This window comes from Limnohabitans sp. WS1 (assembly GCF_003063265.1).
In the GTDB taxonomy this organism is placed as follows: domain Bacteria; phylum Pseudomonadota; class Gammaproteobacteria; order Burkholderiales; family Burkholderiaceae_C; genus Limnohabitans_A.
Map to the genome: position 1 here is coordinate 550300 of NZ_NERU01000001.1, position 17018 is coordinate 567317.

Annotated in this window: 15 protein-coding genes; 5 read left to right on the forward strand and 10 right to left on the reverse strand. The window is 60.9% G+C overall.

What is annotated here, in order from left to right; all coding sequences use genetic code 11:
* Positions 1-42: 42 nt before the first annotated feature.
* Positions 43-744 carry a 16S rRNA (uracil(1498)-N(3))-methyltransferase gene (locus B9Z48_RS02645; RefSeq protein ID WP_089955443.1) on the reverse strand — a complete coding sequence of 234 codons (702 nt, stop codon included), beginning with the start codon at positions 742-744 and terminating at the stop codon, positions 43-45.
* 2 nt (positions 745-746) lie between these two features.
* On the reverse strand, positions 747-1868 hold the full coding sequence (locus B9Z48_RS02650) for an aminoglycoside phosphotransferase family protein (RefSeq protein ID WP_089955447.1): 1122 nt from the start codon (positions 1866-1868) through the stop codon (positions 747-749).
* A 77-nt stretch (positions 1869-1945) separates the two neighbouring features.
* On the opposite strand from B9Z48_RS02650, the gene B9Z48_RS02655 reads away from it, so the two are divergent.
* The 3 genes from B9Z48_RS02655 to rsmA are packed head-to-tail and all read left to right on the forward strand — an operon-like array spanning position 1946 to position 6475.
* A complete protein-coding gene (locus tag B9Z48_RS02655; protein ID WP_228769146.1) occupies positions 1946-4363 on the forward strand; it encodes an LPS-assembly protein LptD in 2418 nt (805 codons plus the stop codon).
* A 4-nt stretch (positions 4364-4367) separates the two neighbouring features.
* Entirely contained in the window at positions 4368-5699 is a 1332-nt protein-coding gene (locus B9Z48_RS02660; RefSeq protein WP_228769147.1) for a peptidylprolyl isomerase, read from the forward strand.
* Positions 5696-6475, forward strand: coding sequence for a 16S rRNA (adenine(1518)-N(6)/adenine(1519)-N(6))-dimethyltransferase RsmA (gene rsmA / locus B9Z48_RS02665; RefSeq protein WP_089955457.1), 780 nt, complete (start codon positions 5696-5698; stop codon positions 6473-6475). Before B9Z48_RS02660 ends, rsmA begins: the two co-directional genes overlap by 4 nt.
* Before the next feature lie 163 nt (positions 6476-6638).
* Here the strand turns inward: rsmA and B9Z48_RS21325 are convergent, their stop codons facing one another.
* The 8 genes from B9Z48_RS21325 to B9Z48_RS02700 all read right to left on the reverse strand — a co-directional run bounded on the left by B9Z48_RS21325 (position 6639) and on the right by B9Z48_RS02700 (position 13536).
* Entirely contained in the window at positions 6639-6842 is a 204-nt protein-coding gene (locus B9Z48_RS21325; protein ID WP_089955461.1) for a hypothetical protein, read from the reverse strand.
* On the reverse strand, positions 6821-7246 hold the full coding sequence (locus tag B9Z48_RS02670) for a barstar family protein (RefSeq protein ID WP_089955465.1): 426 nt from the start codon (positions 7244-7246) through the stop codon (positions 6821-6823). The genes B9Z48_RS21325 and B9Z48_RS02670 overlap by 22 nt, the downstream gene beginning before the upstream one ends.
* A gap of 30 nt (positions 7247-7276) precedes the next feature.
* Entirely contained in the window at positions 7277-7690 is a 414-nt protein-coding gene (locus tag B9Z48_RS02675) for a ribonuclease domain-containing protein (protein ID WP_089956292.1), read from the reverse strand.
* 154 nt (positions 7691-7844) lie between these two features.
* A complete protein-coding gene (locus B9Z48_RS02680; protein ID WP_089955469.1) occupies positions 7845-10148 on the reverse strand; it encodes an NADP-dependent malic enzyme in 2304 nt (767 codons plus the stop codon).
* A 199-nt stretch (positions 10149-10347) separates the two neighbouring features.
* Positions 10348-10941, reverse strand: coding sequence for an MOSC domain-containing protein (locus B9Z48_RS02685; RefSeq protein ID WP_108377036.1), 594 nt, complete (start codon positions 10939-10941; stop codon positions 10348-10350).
* Positions 10942-10948: 7 nt separating this feature from the next.
* Entirely contained in the window at positions 10949-12337 is a 1389-nt protein-coding gene (locus B9Z48_RS02690) for an aminopeptidase P N-terminal domain-containing protein (RefSeq protein WP_108377037.1), read from the reverse strand.
* 103 nt (positions 12338-12440) lie between these two features.
* A complete protein-coding gene (locus B9Z48_RS02695) occupies positions 12441-12782 on the reverse strand; it encodes a hypothetical protein (RefSeq protein WP_108377189.1) in 342 nt (113 codons plus the stop codon).
* Positions 12783-12828: 46 nt separating this feature from the next.
* On the reverse strand, positions 12829-13536 hold the full coding sequence (locus tag B9Z48_RS02700) for a sugar phosphate nucleotidyltransferase (RefSeq protein ID WP_089956298.1): 708 nt from the start codon (positions 13534-13536) through the stop codon (positions 12829-12831).
* 189 nt (positions 13537-13725) lie between these two features.
* Between B9Z48_RS02700 and B9Z48_RS02705 the strand changes: the two genes are divergently transcribed.
* Together B9Z48_RS02705 and tkt are read left to right on the forward strand one after the other, a co-directional pair.
* Positions 13726-14820 carry an aromatic ring-hydroxylating dioxygenase subunit alpha gene (locus B9Z48_RS02705; protein ID WP_108377038.1) on the forward strand — a complete coding sequence of 365 codons (1095 nt, stop codon included), beginning with the start codon at positions 13726-13728 and terminating at the stop codon, positions 14818-14820.
* A gap of 92 nt (positions 14821-14912) precedes the next feature.
* Positions 14913-16943 (forward strand): transketolase, encoded by a 2031-nt coding sequence (gene tkt, locus B9Z48_RS02710; protein WP_108377039.1) that lies wholly within the window; start codon positions 14913-14915, stop codon positions 16941-16943.
* Positions 16944-17018: the final 75 nt, after the last annotated feature.

A 17018-nucleotide genomic window follows, 5' to 3' on the forward strand; every position in this document is an offset into this window, starting at 1 on the left:
TCGCGATAACCCTCGCAGACCACCAAGAATTGCCCGCAGGCTTCAGGCGCAGATGGCCAGCACCGCCAAGGGCGCGGTTTCAGCGCGCAGCACACGCGGGCCCAAGGTGACAGGCACAAATCCTGCCGCCAGGGCGCAGGCTTCTTCGCTCGGGCTCAGGCCCCCTTCGGGACCGCTGAGCACGGTGACGGGGCCGCTGCCGGTCATGGCCGACAGGGCTTGGGTGCCTTCGGACAAAGACAAGACCCAGCACTCCCCGGCTTCGGCCCGCGCCAACCACTCCTTGAGGGTCACGGCCGCGTGCACCGTGGGCACCCGGTTGCGCCCGCACTGCTCAGCAGCAGCCACGGCCACGCCTTGCCAGTGCGCCAGTTTTTTCTCAGCGCGTTCACCTTTGAGCTTGAGCACGCTGCGCTCGGCCACCAGGGGCGTGATGCTGGCCACGCCCAGCTCGGTGGCTTTTTCGACCAGCCAGTCCATGCGCTCGTTGGCGGTGATGCCGGCCAGCAGGTGAATGGCGCGTGCCGCTTCGCGCTCCACCGCGCGGTGCGCCCCCACTTCCACATCCACATCGCTGCGGCCCATGCGGGTGACGGTGGCGTCAAACTCGCCGCCTTCGCCGTTGAACAAGGTGATGACATCGCCCGGCTGCAGGCGTAGCACCTGCACATGGCGGGCGGCTCCCGCAGGCAGGCTGAGCGACAAGCCTGTGGCCAAAGGGGCGGGGCAGAAAAAGCGCGGCATGCTCACATGCGCCCGTAGGCAAAACTGACTTGGGGCGTGGTGCCTTCGATCTCGTCGATCAATTTGAGCAGCGGGCCCAGTTCGCGGTAACGGTCACAGGTGCTGCGGATGTAGTGGAGGAAGCGCGGCGCATCGGCCAGGTATTTGGGCTTGCCGTCGCGCAGGGTCAGGCGGGCAAAGATGCCGGCCACTTTGAGGTGGCGCTGCAGGCCCATCCATTCGACTGCGCGGTAGAACGAGCCAAAGTCGCTGTGCCAGTCTTCAAAGTCCATCAAGCCCGCCTTGCGGGCTTTTTCCCAGTAGCGGATGGTGATGTCGAGCACAAAGTCTTCGTCCCAGGTGAGGAAGGCGTCGCGCATCAGGCTGGCGATGTCGTAGCTGATGGGGCCGTAAACCGCGTCCTGAAAATCCAATACACCCAGTTGTGCACTGCTGCCACAAGGCATCATCAAATTGCGCGGCATGAAGTCGCGGTGCACATACACACTGGGCGCGGCCAGATTGCGTTGCACGATCAGGGCGAAGGCCTTGTCGAACACCTCGCGCTGCGCACCTTGCAGCTGCACGCCCCGGTGCTGGGCCAAATACCAATCGGGGAACAGGCTCAGTTCGCGGTTCAGCAAAGCGGCGTCATAGGGTGGCAGCACGCCCGGGCGCGAGGCCAGCTGCCACTGCACCAGTGCATCGACCGCCTGCATGTACAGGCCGTGGTTGGCCTGAGGGCGCTCGGGGTCGATGGCCGACATCATGGTGGCGTCGCCCAAGTCGCTCAGCAGCATGAAGCCGTGGGCTTCGTGCCAGTCCAACACCTCGGGTGCCTTCAGGCCTGCGTTTTGCATCAATGTGGCCACCTGCACAAAGGGACGGCTGTTTTCCTTGTCCGGTGGTGCATCCATGATGATGCGGGTCTGGCCTTGTTGGGTGTCCACCCGCAAATAACGCCGAAAGCTCGCATCGGCAGAGGCGATACGGACCGATTCGGGCACAAGACTGTGGGGACGGGACAAGCTTTCAAGCCAAGCATTGAAGTGACTTTGGCGCAGGGAATCGGCCCAAAGGACCTCGTGGCTCGCAGCGTCAGCGCTGGTGTGGGGCAAAGTGGGGGGCAGGTGGGGGTGGCTCATGGATAATCCGATTCTACAAAGCCTGTTGTTGCACCCGCCGTGTGACCTGACTGCCTCCTCTACCCTGCCCTCTGTCTGTGAAGTTCATCTCTGCCCGTTTTTTGCTGCTGCCCACGTTGGCTTCGCCCTTGGCCCTTGGCCTGGCGGGCGCAGTGTTGTGCGGCATGCCTGTGGGCACAGTTTGGGCGCAAGCCCGCGTCGATGGCTCCGTGCTGACTTTGCGCAGCAGCCCTTTGCTGGAAGAGGCGGTCTCAGACAGGCAAAAAAAAGAAGCCCCAACCTTTGTACAAGCGCAGCAGCTGACGGTGCGGCCCGACCTGGATGTGCAATTGCAGGGTCAGGCCACCATCCGCCGTCCGGGCCTGAGCATCCGGGCCGATCGCCTGGACTATGACCAGACACAAGACGAGGTGAAGGCCTCGGGGGATGTCCGTGTGAGCCGGGATGGGAGTTTGTTTGTGGGCCCAAGTCTGGTCCTTCAAATGGACAGTTTTCGGGGCCAGTTGATGCAACCGCGCTTTGAGTTGTACAAAAGCAGTGGCTATGGCGATGCGGCATCTTTGGTGTTTTTGGACAGCGATCGTGCGGTGATGCAGCAAGTGAGCTACACCACCTGTCGGCGCAAACCCGGTCCCGAGTGGCTGCCAGAGTGGGTGCTCAAGGCCACGCGCCTGACACTGGACAACGAAGAGTCCAGTGCCTTGGCCGAGGGGGTTCAGTTGCGCTTTCAGGACGTGCCATTGATGGCTTTGCCGGCCGTCAGTTTTGCCCTGACCGAAGACCGCAAGTCGGGTTTGCTGCCGCCTTTGGTGGGCATTGACACGACCAATGGTGTGCAGGTCTCGCAGCCCTATTACTTCGACATTGCGCCCAACCGCGATGCCACGGTCAACACCCATGTGATGAGCAAACGCGGCGTGGCCGTGGACACCGAGTTTCGTTACTTGGAACCCGATTACAACGGTCAGTTGCGCTTGAACCTGATGCCCTCAGACAGCTTGCGTCAGCAAAACCGCTGGGGCTTGTCGGCCCAGCACCAAGGCGGTATCGAGACTGGTCTGCAAGGTCTTGGGCGGATCGGTCTGGGCTTGAGCGTGAACCGGGTCAGTGACGACAATTACTGGCGCGATTTTTCGCGGTCGGGCCAAGTCCTGACCCAACGTTTGCTGCCCTCGACCGGCACTTTGGCCTGGGCCTTGGGTGATTTGAGCATGAGCGCTCAGGTGCAGCGCTGGCAAACTTTGCAGGACGTCAGTGCGCCCATCACCCCGCCTTATGACCGGGCCCCTCAAATCACTTTGCGCTACGGCCAATGGCAAGCCGATGGCATGGATTGGTCCATCGTCGGGGACACCACCCGGTTTGAGGCCGACTATTCACGCATCCCCAACAGCACCGCTTTGCCGCGCAACGGCGAGCGCAGCTTTGTGCAAGCCCAAGTCAGCCGCCCCTGGATACGGCCCTGGGGCTTTGTCACACCCAAGTTGCAATTGCACGCGACCCGCTACCAGCTCGATGGGGTCATGGACAACGGCAACCGCTCGGCCAACCGGGTGTTGCCCACCTATTCGCTCGATTCGGGTCTTGTGCTGGAGCGCGAAACCCAATGGTTTGGCCGCCAAGTGGTGCAGACCCTGGAGCCTCGGGCTTTTTATGTGCGCACACCCTACCGCGATCAGAGTTTTCTGCCGGTGTATGACAGCGGTGCCACCGACTTCAACCTCTCCACCATTTACAGCGAAAACGCCTACGTGGGTCACGACCGTTTGATCGACAACGACGCCTTGACGCTGGGCGTGACCAGTCGCTTTTTTGATGCGGCCAATGGGGCTGAGATGCTGCGCGTGGGCATGGCGCAGCGCATCCGTTTTTCTGACCAGCAGGTGGTCTTGCCCGGACAAACCGCTGCCAAGACCGGTTTGAGCGACATGCTCTTGGGGGCCGGTGTGCGCTGGGATGACCGGTGGGCGCTCGATGCCACCGTGCAACTGAACAACCAAACCAACAAAGTCAGCCGCAACACTTTGCAAGGCCGCTACAGCCCCAGTCCCTACCGCGTGGTCAACGCGGCTTACCGCCTTAACCGCGATGTCAGTGAACAAGTGGACCTGGGCTGGCAGTGGCCACTGAGCGACCTCATGGGGCGACGCGACGACGCGGCAGAATCGGCCTGGACCCGTGCCCCCGGTCAAGGCTTGGGCCCTGACCGCTGGTACACCGTGGGGCGCATGAACTTCAGCATCAACGAGCGCCGTTTGGTGGACAGTTTGTTGGGCTTTGAATACGACGGTGGCTGCTGGCTGGGGCGCATTGCTTTTGAGCGTTTGCAAAGCACCGTGAGCACCGCCACCAGCCGTTTGCTGTTCCAATTGGAGTTCATTGGCTTGGCTCGTGTGGGTGCCAGTCCTTTGTCGGCCCTGCGCAACAACATTCCCCGTTATCAGAATCTGCGCGATAACTTTGTCGCACCCAGTCGTTTTCAAAACTATGAATAAATCCATGTCTTCTGTTCGATGGGCTTTGCTGACCACTCTTTGCATGGGCACTGTGGGGTTGGCAACGGCTCAGGCCCCGACCTCTGCAGTCGCCATTCGCCCGGCCGATTTCATTGTGGCTGTGGTCAATTCAGAACCCATTACCAACCAGGAAGTCCAAGCACTGGCCCAGCGCCTGACGCGTGAAACACAAAACCAAGCCCAGCGTCCCCGTGCTGAAGACATCAAGGCCCAGGCGCTGGAGCAACTGATTGGCGAAAAAGTCCAGCTTCAGCAAGCGCGGGACATGGGCATCGTGATCGATGCCGAGGCACTGGACATGGCCGAACAGAATGTGGCCAGCAGCAACCAGCTCACGCGCGATGAGTTGCGCAAACGCGTGCAACAAGAAGGCATGTCGGTCAACCAATACCGCGAGCAACTGAGCAAGCAACTGACCCTGACGCGCATTCGCGAGCGTGAAGTCGAGGGACGTGTGCGCGTGAGCGACCTGGAAGTCGAGAAGTTTTTGCAGGACCGCCTGAAAGAGCAAGCGGCCCAATCTGCCCAAGCCCCTGCTGAGTTGAACCTGGGCATGATCCTGATTGCGGTGCCCGAAAACAGCACCGAGGCCCAAATCCAGCAACTCGCCGGGCAGGCCCGCCAAATTGCACAACGGGCACGCACCGGTGAAAATTTTGCGGCCCTGACCAAAACCTATTCACAAGCCCCTGACCTGGCCGCCAACAGCGGCGTGCTGGGTCTGCGCTCGGCCAGTCGTTATCCCGAATTGTTTGTCAATGCAACCCAAGCTTTGGCCGTAGGGGGCGTGACCGAGCCCGTGCGCTCAGGGGCTGGTTTTCATATTTTGAAAGTGCTGGAGCGTCGGCAACCTTCGGCCAATTTGACCATCACCCAAACCCGCGCTCGGCACATCTTGTTGCGCCCGGGGGCTCAGTTGTCGCAAGACCAAGCATTGGCGCAGTTGGCCAGCGTTCGGCAAGACATTCTCGCGGGCAAAGCTGATTTTGCAGCGGTGGCCAAACGCCTGTCGCAAGACGGCAGCGCTCAACAAGGTGGTGATTTGGGCTGGGCCAATCCGGGCATGTTTGTGCCCGAGTTCGAACAAGTCATGAACCGATTGCGCCCGGGCCAGCTGGCAGAGCCCTTGGTGTCTCGTTTTGGCGTGCACCTGATCGAGGTGACCGATCGCCGCAATGCCCCGCTGTCCGATGCCGAGCAACGCGACATGGTTCGCAAAGTCTTGCGTGAGAAAAAGCTCGACGAGGCCTACACCGTCTGGGCCGAAGACCTGCGTGGCCGCGCCTATGTCGAGATGCGCGAGCCGCCCCAATGAAGCACATTGCCCGCAAACGATTTGGTCAGCACTTTCTGACCGATGGCGGCATCATCGATGCCATCGTCGACGCGATCAGCCCACAGCCAGGGCAAGCCATGGTCGAAATCGGGCCTGGCTTGGCCGCTTTGACCCAACCCCTGGTGGAACGCCTGGGACACTTGACGGTGATCGAGCTGGACCGTGATTTGGCCGTGCGCTTGCGTGAACACCCCCACCTGTCGGTGGTGGAGTCCGATGTGCTCAAAGTGGACTTTGGCGCATTGGCCACGCACATGCTGGCCTCGTCTGAAGCCGCTGCAAGCCCAAAAATCCGTGTGGTGGGCAATCTGCCGTACAACATCTCCACCCCCATCTTGTTTCATTTGCTGGCGCAAGTCGATGTGATCGAAGACCAGCATTTCATGCTGCAAAAAGAAGTCATCGACCGCATGGTGGCCAAACCCGCAAGCTCGGACTACAGCCGCCTGTCGGTCATGCTGCAGTGGCGATACGAGATGGCCAATGTGCTGTTTGTGCCCCCCGAAAGTTTTGATCCACCGCCCAGGGTGGACAGCGCGGTGGTGCGCATGGTGCCACTGGCCACTCCGCCAGTGGTGAACGTCAAAACCTTGGAGACCTTGGTGCAAGTGGCCTTCAGTCAACGCCGCAAGATTTTGCGTAACACCTTGGGCAAATGGTTGGATGAAAAAGGCTTTGCTGGGCAGTTTGATTTGCAGCGCCGCGCCGAAGAGGTGCCCGTGGCCGAGTTTGTGGCCTTGGCCCAAGCCGTCTGAACGAACGTCAGCCTCGGGGTGGGTTCCTACAGGGGGTCAGCAGCTGATGCTTGTCTTTGTGGGAGCCAGCCTGCTGGCGATGGGTGTTTGCCCTTGGCCAAAGAAAAAGCCCGTCGATGACGGGCTTTTTCTGGAGGGCCGCTGAAAGCGGCTCATGGTGGGGTCAGGCGGCTGCGAGCCAGTAACCTGCGTTGAATGGGCTGCTCATGCGCAGCGCCAAGGGCGACACGTCCACCAATTTGTCGGTGGGCATTTTTTCGCCGTCTTCGACCGATTCGGCCATCACGGCGTCTTCGGTTTGTGCCTCATTCGCCCGTCCTGCTTGGCTGTTTTGCGCAGAACGGGCTACAGAAAAGAATAGAAGCATCGGAAAGGAACTTTCCGGTCTCCCCAGTAATCGGCCGTGTCACGGAAGATGTCGAGCAATTGCTCGCGGGCTTCCTTGTCAAACTTGACGTGCGCAGGAATTTGCTCCAGCACCACGATGAAGCCAGGCTGTGGGCCAGACTTGTGCAAAGGGTCGGTCATGCAGTCGTACAAGGCATCAAAGTTCTTGCCAAAGTGCGAAGGCAGGGTGAATTGCGCACCAATCAGGTCCAACACGTCTTGTTTGCTCTGGGCTTCTGCCAGGTTGGCGTACAAAAAGTGGTGGCCCAGGCCTTGGGCGGCTTCTTGCAAATCGCTCACGCGGTAAGCGCGAATCGACTGCACGATGTTGGACCGCACACCTTTCAAGGGTGTCTCTTGGTCCGGGCGAATCGGCATGTCCATCTCCGTGGTCTTTCTTAAAGTCTAAAAAAATCAGGGCTTGTCGACAATCATGCGAAAACTCGCGTAATGGTCTTGCGTGTAGTAACAGGCTTTCGGTTCAGCGGGCACCAAACCACCGCAAACAATGCGGCGAGCTCCCCGGTTCCTCGCACCCGGCGTCCTGACGGTGTATTCACGGTAATAGCCCCTCGCCTCACGCGGCAGAATGCGCTCGCGGTTGCCAAAAATCGTACCGTCCTTTTCGTAAGGAAAAGGACCTCCTTGACGGATCTTCAGGTACGTTTCTTGGCCTTCGCGGGGCAATTCTGTTGTCAACATGGTTGACAAAGCTTGCACCTCTTGGGATGTGCGGGCCTGCACAGCATGTGTGCAAACCATCAAAAACAAACCCATCACCATGGCAAGCCAAGGATGACGGGTCACGGCTTGTTGTGCCACCCTCATGAATTTACCTTTCAGGAGCATCCGGGTTTACCCGAAAACTCGAAGGCGCTAGTGTGCGACAAATGCGACAAAAATGCAAGCGATTGCCCAATAATTAGGCAAAGACAGTTTGCATACTTTTATCAAATGTGAACTTACACCGTCTTCATGCCGCTCAACGGGCCGCGTTGGCGTCTGCCACCGTGAGCGCCGTCATGTTCACAATGCGACGCACCGTGGTGCTGGGCGTCAAAATGTGCACGGGCTTGGCGGCACCCAGCAAAACCGGGCCGACGGCAATGTTGCCGCCCGCAGCGGTTTTGAGCAGGTTGTAGGCAATGTTGGCGGCGTCAATATTGGGCAAAACCAGCAAATTGGCATCACCCACCAAGGTGCTGTTGGGCATGATGACCTTGCGCGAGGCAGCGTCGAGGGCCACGTCACCGTGCATTTCGCCATCCACTTCCAGCCAGGGCGCGTTTTGACGCAGCAGGTCCAGCACCTCACGCATCTTGACGGCGCTGGGCTGGTTGGACGAGCCAAAGTTCGAGTGCGACAACAGGGCAGCCTTGGGCTGGATACCGAAACGGCGCATTTCTTCGGCGGCCATGATGGTGAACTCAGCCAATTGCGCGGCCGTGGGGTCGTAGTTCACATGGGTGTCGACCATGAAGACCTGGCGGCCCGGCAGCATCAAGCCGTTCATGCAGGCAAAGGTGTTGACGCCCGCCCGCTTGCCCACCACTTGGTCGATGTAGTTCAGGTGCATGGGGTTGGTGCCCCAGGTGCCGCAGATCATGCCGTCCACATCGCCTTTGTGCAGCAACATGGCGCCAATCAGGGACAAGCGGCGTCGCATCTCGATCTTGGCAATTTGCTCGGTGATGCCCTTGCGCTCGGTCATGCGGTGGTAGGTCTGCCAAAAATCACGGTAGCGGTGGTCCATCTCGACGTTGACCACGTCGTAGTCCAGCTCTTCTTTCAAGCGCAGGCCAAATTTTTCGATGCGCTCGGCGATCACAGCCGGGCGACCGATCAAGGTGGGGCGTGCAATGCCCTCGTCCACCACGATTTGGGATGCACGCAGCACGCGTTCTTCTTCGCCTTCGCTGTAGGCGATGCGCTTTTTCAGGGCGCGTTTGGCGGCCGTGAAAATCGGCTTCATCATGGTGCCTGATGCATAGACAAAGCCTTGCAGGCGTTCGCGGTAGGCGTCCATGTCGGCGATCGGGCGCGAAGCCACGCCGCTCTCCGCTGCAGCCTGGGCCACGGCTGGGGCGATTTTCATCATCAGGCGCGGGTCAAAGGGCTTGGGAATCAGGTACTCGGGGCCAAAGGCCAGCGGCTCGCCCACATAGGCTGCAGCCACCACTTCGCTTTGCTCGGCCTGGGCCAGCTCGGCGATCGCGTGCACCGCGGCGATTTCCATCTCCAGCGTGATGGTGGTCGCGCCGCAATCCAAAGCACCCCGGAAGATGTAGGGGAAGCACAGGACGTTGTTGACCTGGTTGGGGTAATCGGTGCGGCCTGTGGCCATGATGGCGTCGTCGCGCACAGCTTTGACGTCTTCGGGGTTGATCTCGGGGTTGGGGTTGGCCAGCGCAAAAATCAGCGGCTTGGCGGCCATGGACTGGACCATGTCCTGCTTGAGCACACCGCCTGCCGACAGGCCCAGGAACACGTCTGCACCGGCAATCACTTCACGCAGGGTGCGGTGCTCGGTTTTTTGTACGAACTGGATCTTGTCTTCGTCCATCAGCTCGGTGCGACCTTCGTACACCACGCCGGCCAGGTCGGTGACCCAGATGTTTTCACGCGGGATGCCCAGCTTGACCAACAAGCCCAGGCAAGCCAAGGCCGCTGCGCCAGCACCCGAGGTGACCAGCTTGATCTGCTTGGGGTCTTTGCCCACGATCTTCAGGCCGTTCAAGATGGCCGCGCCCACCACGATGGCGGTGCCATGCTGGTCGTCGTGAAAGACCGGAATCTTCATGCGCTCGCGCAACTTGCGCTCGATGTAGAAGCAATCGGGCGCCTTGATGTCTTCAAGGTTGATGCCGCCAAAAGTGGGTTCGAGCGAGGCAATGATCTCGACCAGCTTGTCCGGGTCTTTTTCGTTGATCTCGATGTCGAACACGTCGATGCCCGAGAACTTCTTGAACAACACGCCCTTGCCTTCCATGACTGGCTTGCTGGCCAGCGGGCCGATGTCGCCCAGGCCCAGCACGGCGGTGCCGTTGGTCACCACACCCACCAGGTTGCCCCGGCTGGTGTACTTGAAGGCGTTGGCCGGGTCTTTGACGATTTCTTCGCAAGGGGCAGCCACGCCGGGCGAATAGGCCAGGGCCAGATCGTGCTGGTTGACCAGCTGCTTGGTGGGGGCGATGGCGATTTTGCCGGGGGTGGGGAACTCGTGGTATTCGAGTGCGGCTTTGCGCAGCTGGGCGCGTTTTTCTTCGGCTTGGACCTTGTTGGTCATTTTTTGGCTCCGTTGTAGGGAAGTGCTGTCAGGGCTGCCGGGGTTCAGCAGCCAAGGCGCATGGCAAAGAATTTGTCAACGCGCATGGCGACAGTCGGGCGGTATTTTCATTGTAGACCCGGGATTCAAGGTGTTGAGTCCGGGTAATGCCCATAGAAAGTGAGTTGGCTTTTGACTTTTGCGCACAAATGGAGGGGGTTCAGCGCAAATGCTTCCAGGCTTTGTGCTGCAAGGCCTCGGTCACGCGGGTGGAACGCGACCCTGCCAGCACTTGGCATGTGGCCCCAGCTTGCAAAAAGCCGGGTTTGTCGACCGCCAAATAAAAGCCACAGCGCCCGCTTTGCACCATGTCTTTGGCGGCCCCGGCGTAGCCCATGACGGCGTTGAATTTGCCGCAGGGCTCGCGCGGTTGAGTGACACGCAAGACCACGTCGCCAAAGTCGAGGCGGTCGCCAATGAAAAGTTCATGTTCGAGCAGGCCTTGCAAGCTCAGGTTTTCGCCCAAATAGCCCGGCGCCAACGCTTCTTCAAACATCGTTGCCCCCTGAGCCTGGCGCTGCGCCTGCCACCAGGGCAGATGTTCTGAAGGCAAGGCGTACACCGCCTTGCTCAGGCCCCCATGCACCGACAAGTCGGCTTGCTCGTCACCGGCCAAGCCCAGCACCCCCACCTCGACGGGGCCATAAACCGTGGTTTTGCCTATGGCCGACACCAGTTTGCGCCCGCCCACCATGAGGGGGCGCACCTGACCGGTCTGAATAGAGAGCAATTGCCCTGATGCGTGTAGCTGCATGGGCCTTTCAGCCCCGCATCAAGGCTTCGATCTCGTCGGCCTTGACCGGCACGCCGCGCGTGATCAGCTCGCAACCCGTGGCGGTCACGATGGCGTCGTCTTCGATGCGGATGCCGATGTTGTGGAACTGCTCGGGCACGCCGGGGGCAGGGCGCACATACAAGCCTGGCTCGATGGTCAGCACCATGCCCGGCTGCAGGATGCGGCTGGGGCGGTCTTTGATCAACTCGCCGCTCAGCGGGTCTTTGCGTTCGCTGACCTGGCCCACCTGTGAAGGCTCCACATAGCTGCCGCAATCGTGCACGTCCATGCCCAGCCAGTGGCCCGTGCGGTGCATGTAGAACTGGAAATAGCTGCGGTTGGTGATCACGTCTTGCGCGTTGCCCACCTTGTTTTTGTCGAGCAAGCCGACGTCGAGCAGGCCCTGCGCCAGCACGGCGACGGTGGCCTCGTGCGGGTCCACAAAACGGGCACCGGCCTTGGTGGCGGCCACTGCCGCGTCTTGCGAGGCCAGCACCAGGTCGTACAAAGCGCGTTGCGGCCCGGTGAATGTGCCGTTGGCCGGGAAGGTGCGGGTGATGTCGCTGGCGTAGCCGTCCAGCTCGCAACCTGCATCGATCAGCACCAAGTCGCCGTTTTGGATCAAGGCCGTGTCGGCGCGGTAATGCAACACGCAGGCATTGGCCCCGCCCGCCACGATCGAGCCATAGGCCGGGTACTGCGAGCCGTGTTGGCGAAACTCGTGCAGCAACTCGGCGTCCAGGTGGTATTCGCGCACCTCTTGGCCCGCACGCAGCATGGCCGCGCTGCGCTGCATGGCGCGGATGTGGGCGCGGGCGCTGATGACGCTGGCGCGGCGCATGATGTCTTGTTCGTGTGCGTCTTTGACCAGGCGCATTTCGTCCAGCAGGCTGCACAAATCGCGCTGCTGCTCGGGGCACAAAGCGCCGTAACGCACACGCGCCCGCACCGACTGCAGCCAACCGTTCACCAGGCTTTCCAACCCTGTGTGGATGGCAAAGGGGTACCACACGGTGCTGCGGTTTTCCAGCAACTTGGGCATGTGCGCGGCCATCTCGCCGATGGGCAAAGCCCGGTTCACGCCCAAAGCAGCGGGTGCCGCGTCTGGTCCCAGGCGGATGCCGTCCCAGATTTCGCGCTCCAGGTCTTTGGGCTGGCAAAACAGCGTGCACTCACCCTCGGCGGTGATCACCAAACTGGCATGCGGCTCGGTGAAACCGGTCAGATAATAAAAGTAACTGTCGTGCCGGTACAGGTAATCGCTGTCACGGTTGCGCTGGCGCTCGGGTGCGGTGGGGATGATGGCGATCCCGCCTGCGCCCAATTGGGCAGCGAGGCGGGCACGGCGTTGGGCGTAGAGGGGGTTTGAAGTCATTTGAACATTGTAGAAGGCCACCCCTGTGACCCAGGCCTGCGCAACGTTAGACCCATGCACAAACAGGGGCTCGCGCCCGCCCAGTTTGTGCGACTTTGAGGGTTTACTTTTTGCAACCGGCCTTGACCAAGGCCGTGTCCACCGCCTCGACTTCGCCCTTCCACTTTGCGACGTCGCCTGCGTGATCGCCAGAAAGTTTGCTGGCAGGAATCAAGGCAACAAAGACCGTGGCCGCATCAATGTTGGCTTTGGAGTCTTGCATGGACGAGAACTTTTGTAACTCGGCACGGGCCGTGCTCATGTCCGTGTTCAGCTGTGTGCAGTCACGGCCGGCATATTTTTCGTGCGACACATACGAGGCAGAAATACTTTCCGGACGTGTGGCGCATGCGGCCAAGGTCAACAAAGACACTGTAGCCAAGCAGAATTTGAGTTTTGAGTTCATTGATATGATTTTTTTGATAAAAATGCCCATTAAATGGGTACTTTGATCATACCAAGTCGGCCAAACGCTGCGGCGTGCCCACATCGGCCCAGGCACCCGCGTACACCTCGCCGGTCACTTGCCCCCGGTCCATGGCGGCACGCAACAAGGGCGCCAGTGCCAGTGCCACGCCTTGGGGGTTGCCCGCAGGCACACCGCAATGGGCAAAAAAAGCTTGTTTGTACAGCGCGATGGTGCTGAAGGTGTACTTGCAAGCCGCCGCGCCTTTGGGCAAGTTGAGCACTTGAGCGGTGTCCGACAAACCAAAGTCGCCAGCCAGGTTGTGCTCGGGGTTGGGCACCAGCCACAAATGGGCCAAGGCAGCACTGGCCTCAAAACGCTGCACAGCCTCTGGCGCAAACACAAAATCGGGCGCAAACACATCGCCCGCAACCACCCAGAACACGTCATCAAGCAAAGGCAAGGCCCGCACAATGCCACCCGCCGTCTCCAGCGCCTGGCCAAAGTCTTGGCCTTCGTGCGAATAAGTCATCTGCACCTCGGGCAGGCCAGGCCAGGTGATGCGCTCACCCCATTGCGCCGAAATTTGCTCACCCAACCAGGCCGTGTTGGTCAACTGGCGCACAAAACCGCCCCGTGCGAGCGCCTGCATGGGCCACTGCATGAGGGGCTGGCCGCGCACGCGCAGCAGCGGTTTGGGGGTCACATCGGTCAGGGGACGCATGCGCTCGCCGCGTCCGGCGGCAAGGATCATGGCTTGGGCTGGAGCCGCACCGTTCGGGCGTGTTTGTGCAGAAGTTGAAATCGACATCACGGCATGTTGCCACGCTTTGAGGCGCTCACGAGACAGAACAAGCCCACGGGCTGACCCTAAACTGCTGACCCGCGTCCCACCCACCAGCTCAAGTCCGGTTCAGGGGTGGGGCCGTAGAAAGAGATTGTCATGACACGCCCGCTGCCTCCCGTCATCGCCGCTGCACAAAGCGCATCCCAACGCATGGCCGACCGCCACACCCCCTTTGTCATGAACGACTGGTACGTGGCCGCCTTTGGCCAGGAGATCACGGACCAATTGCTCGCCCGCACGCTGCTGGGCCGTCGTCTGGTTTTTTACCGAACCAGCGCTGGCCAAGTGGTCGCACTCGAAGACCGTTGCCCACACCGCTCCATGCCCCTGTCGGCCGGCACATTGGAACAAGACACCATCGTGTGCGCCTACCACGGACTGCGTTTCAACACCGAGGGCGATTGCATCGAGGTGCCCTCGCAGGCGACGTGTCCCAAAAATGTGGGCATCAGGGCCTACCGCACCCATGAACGCGGGGCCGTGGTCTGGATTTGGATGGGCGAGGTGGAGCAAGCCGACTTGTCCAAGCTGCCCCCACAAGACTGGATGGACAGCGACGACTGGGAGCGTTCACAAGGCTACCTCGGCCTGCAAGCGAGCTATGTGCGCCTGCACGAAAACCTGCTGGACCTGACGCACCTGAGCTTTTTGCACGCCAAAAGTTTTGGCACCCCCGATTACGCCAAAGCCGCGTTCGAAAGTGAAATAGGCCATGGCCAATTTGCCTTGCTGCGCAATGTGGTGCCCACCACCTTGCCCCCGGTGTGGGCCGTGCCCACGGGCTTGACGGGCAAGGGTCAAGCCGCCCGCATCGTGCGCTCGGAGTTCCGCAGCTTGGGGCTGCACGAAGTCTCGGTGACTTTCTACGACTGCCACCTGCTCGAAAACGAACGCCCGCACTACCGCATCCGCACCGCGCACATGCCCACCCCCGAAACCGCCACCAGCACGCACTACTTCATCGTGCACGGGCGCGACTTTGCATTGCAAGACCCGGCCACCACCCGCTTCATGCACGAGCAGTTGTTTGTGGCTTTTCAGGAAGATGTGGACGGCCTGGCCTTGCAGGAACTGGCCTTGGCCAACACACCGGCCGAGGATTTGTACGAATTTTCAGTGGCTGCCGATGCCCCCGCTGTGGCCATGCGCCGCTACGTGCTGGCACGTCAACAAAGCGAAGCCCAAGCCTGAGTCCAGCGCACAGGCTGCAAGCACAGCGCCACTCGATGGACAAACGCTAAAATCTCGGGTTTTCCCGAATTCTTAACCGGAGTTGCCCCCTCATGGCCAATCAACAACAAATGGCGAACGCCATCCGCGCGCTCGCAATGGACGCCGTTCAACAAGCCAACTCCGGTCACCCCGGCGCCCCCATGGGCATGGCCGACATGGCCGTCGCTTTGTGGGGCGATCACCTGCAACACAACCCCAAAAACCCGCACTGGGCCAACCGTGACCGCTTCGTGCTGTCCAACGGCCACGGCTCCATGCTGATCTATTCGGTGCTGCACCTGACCGGCTACAAACTGCCGATCGAAGAGCTCAAGAACTTCCGCACCCTGCACAGCAAAACCGCAGGCCACCCCGAAGTGGGCGTGACCCCCGGCGTGGAAACCACCACCGGCCCGCTGGGCCAAGGCATCACCAACGCCGTGGGCATGGCGCTGGCCGAAAAAATGCTGGCTGCCGAGTTCAACCAAGAAGGCCACGCCATCGTCAACCACCACACCTACGTGTTCTTGGGTGACGGCTGCCTGATGGAAGGCATCAGCCACGAAGCCGTGGCCCTGGCCGGTGCCTGGAAGCTGAACAAACTGATTGCGCTGTACGACGACAACGGCATCTCCATCGACGGCCAAGTGGCCCCTTGGTTCATCGACAACACCCCCCAGCGCTTTGCCGCCTACGGCTGGAACGTGATCGACGCCGTGGACGGCCACGACGCCGCTGCCGTGTCGGCCGCCATTGCCAGTGCCAAACACAGCGCCGACAAGCCCACCCTGATCGTCTGCAAGACCGCCATCGGCAAGGGCTCGCCCAACCGTGCAGGCACCTCCAAAGCCCACGGCGAGCCTTTGGGTGCTGAAGAAATCAAACTCACCCGCGAAGCCCTGGGCTGGACGGCTGAGCCTTTCAAAATCCCCAAAGAGGTCTATGCCGACTGGGATGCCAAAGCCGCAGGCAAAGCCCGCGAAGACGAGTGGAACACCGCCTTTGCCGCATACAAAGCCGCCTTCCCCGCACAAGCCAAAGAGTTTGTGCGCCGCATGAAGGGCGACTTGCCCAAGAACTTCAACCAGGTGGCATTTGACGCCGTGGTCGCCGCCCACACCAAGGGCGAGACCGTGGCCAGCCGCAAGGCCAGCCAGCTGGCCCTGGAAGCCTTCACCGCCGCCCTGCCCGAAATGCTGGGCGGCTCGGCCGACCTGACCGGCTCCAACCTGACCAACACCAAGAGCACCCCCGCCTTCCGCGTGGACCTGGCTGGCGATGTGGTCAAAACCGAAGACGGCAAAATCGGTCGCCACATCAACTATGGCGTGCGCGAATTCGGCATGGCTGCCATCATGAACGGCGTCGCGTTACATGGCGGTTACATCCCCTACGGCGGCACCTTCCTCACGTTTTCAGACTATTCACGCAACGCCATCCGCATGGCCGCGCTGATGAAGCAGCGCGTGATCCACGTCTTCACCCACGACTCCATTGGCCTTGGCGAAGACGGCCCGACCCACCAGTCCATCGAGCACGCCGCCAGTCTGCGCCTGATCCCTGGCCTGGACGTGTGGCGTCCGGCAGACACGGCCGAAACCACCGTGGCATGGGCCGTGGCGCTGCAAAACGCCCACCGCCCATCGGCCCTGCTGTTGTCGCGCCAAAACCTGGCCTACTCACCCAAGAGCGATCTGGGCGACATCAGCCGTGGCGCGTATGTCTTGTCCGAGCCCGAACACGTCGGCATGAAGAAGACCCACGGCGTGATCATCGCCACCGGCTCTGAAGTGCAACTGGCCTTGGCCGCGCAAAAACTGTTGGCCGAACGCAAGATCGGTGTGCGCGTGGTCTCCATGCCCAGCACCAATGTGTTTGACCGCCAAGACGTCGAATACAAACAAAGCGTGTTGCCCAAAGGCCTGCCCCGCGTGGCGGTCGAGATGGGCTCCACCGACGGCTGGTGGAAATACGGCTGCGCCGCTGTGGTCGGCATCGACACCTACGGCGAGTCGGCCCCCGCACCTGTGCTCTTCAAACACTTCGGCTTCACTGCCGAAAACGTGGCCGACACCGTCCACGCTGCGCTGCTCAAGGCCTGATGGACACCCCCATCACGAACCCATGCGGGTTCGTGATGGGGCCAGTCGGCCACTGACCGGCCGGACCGCATCAGC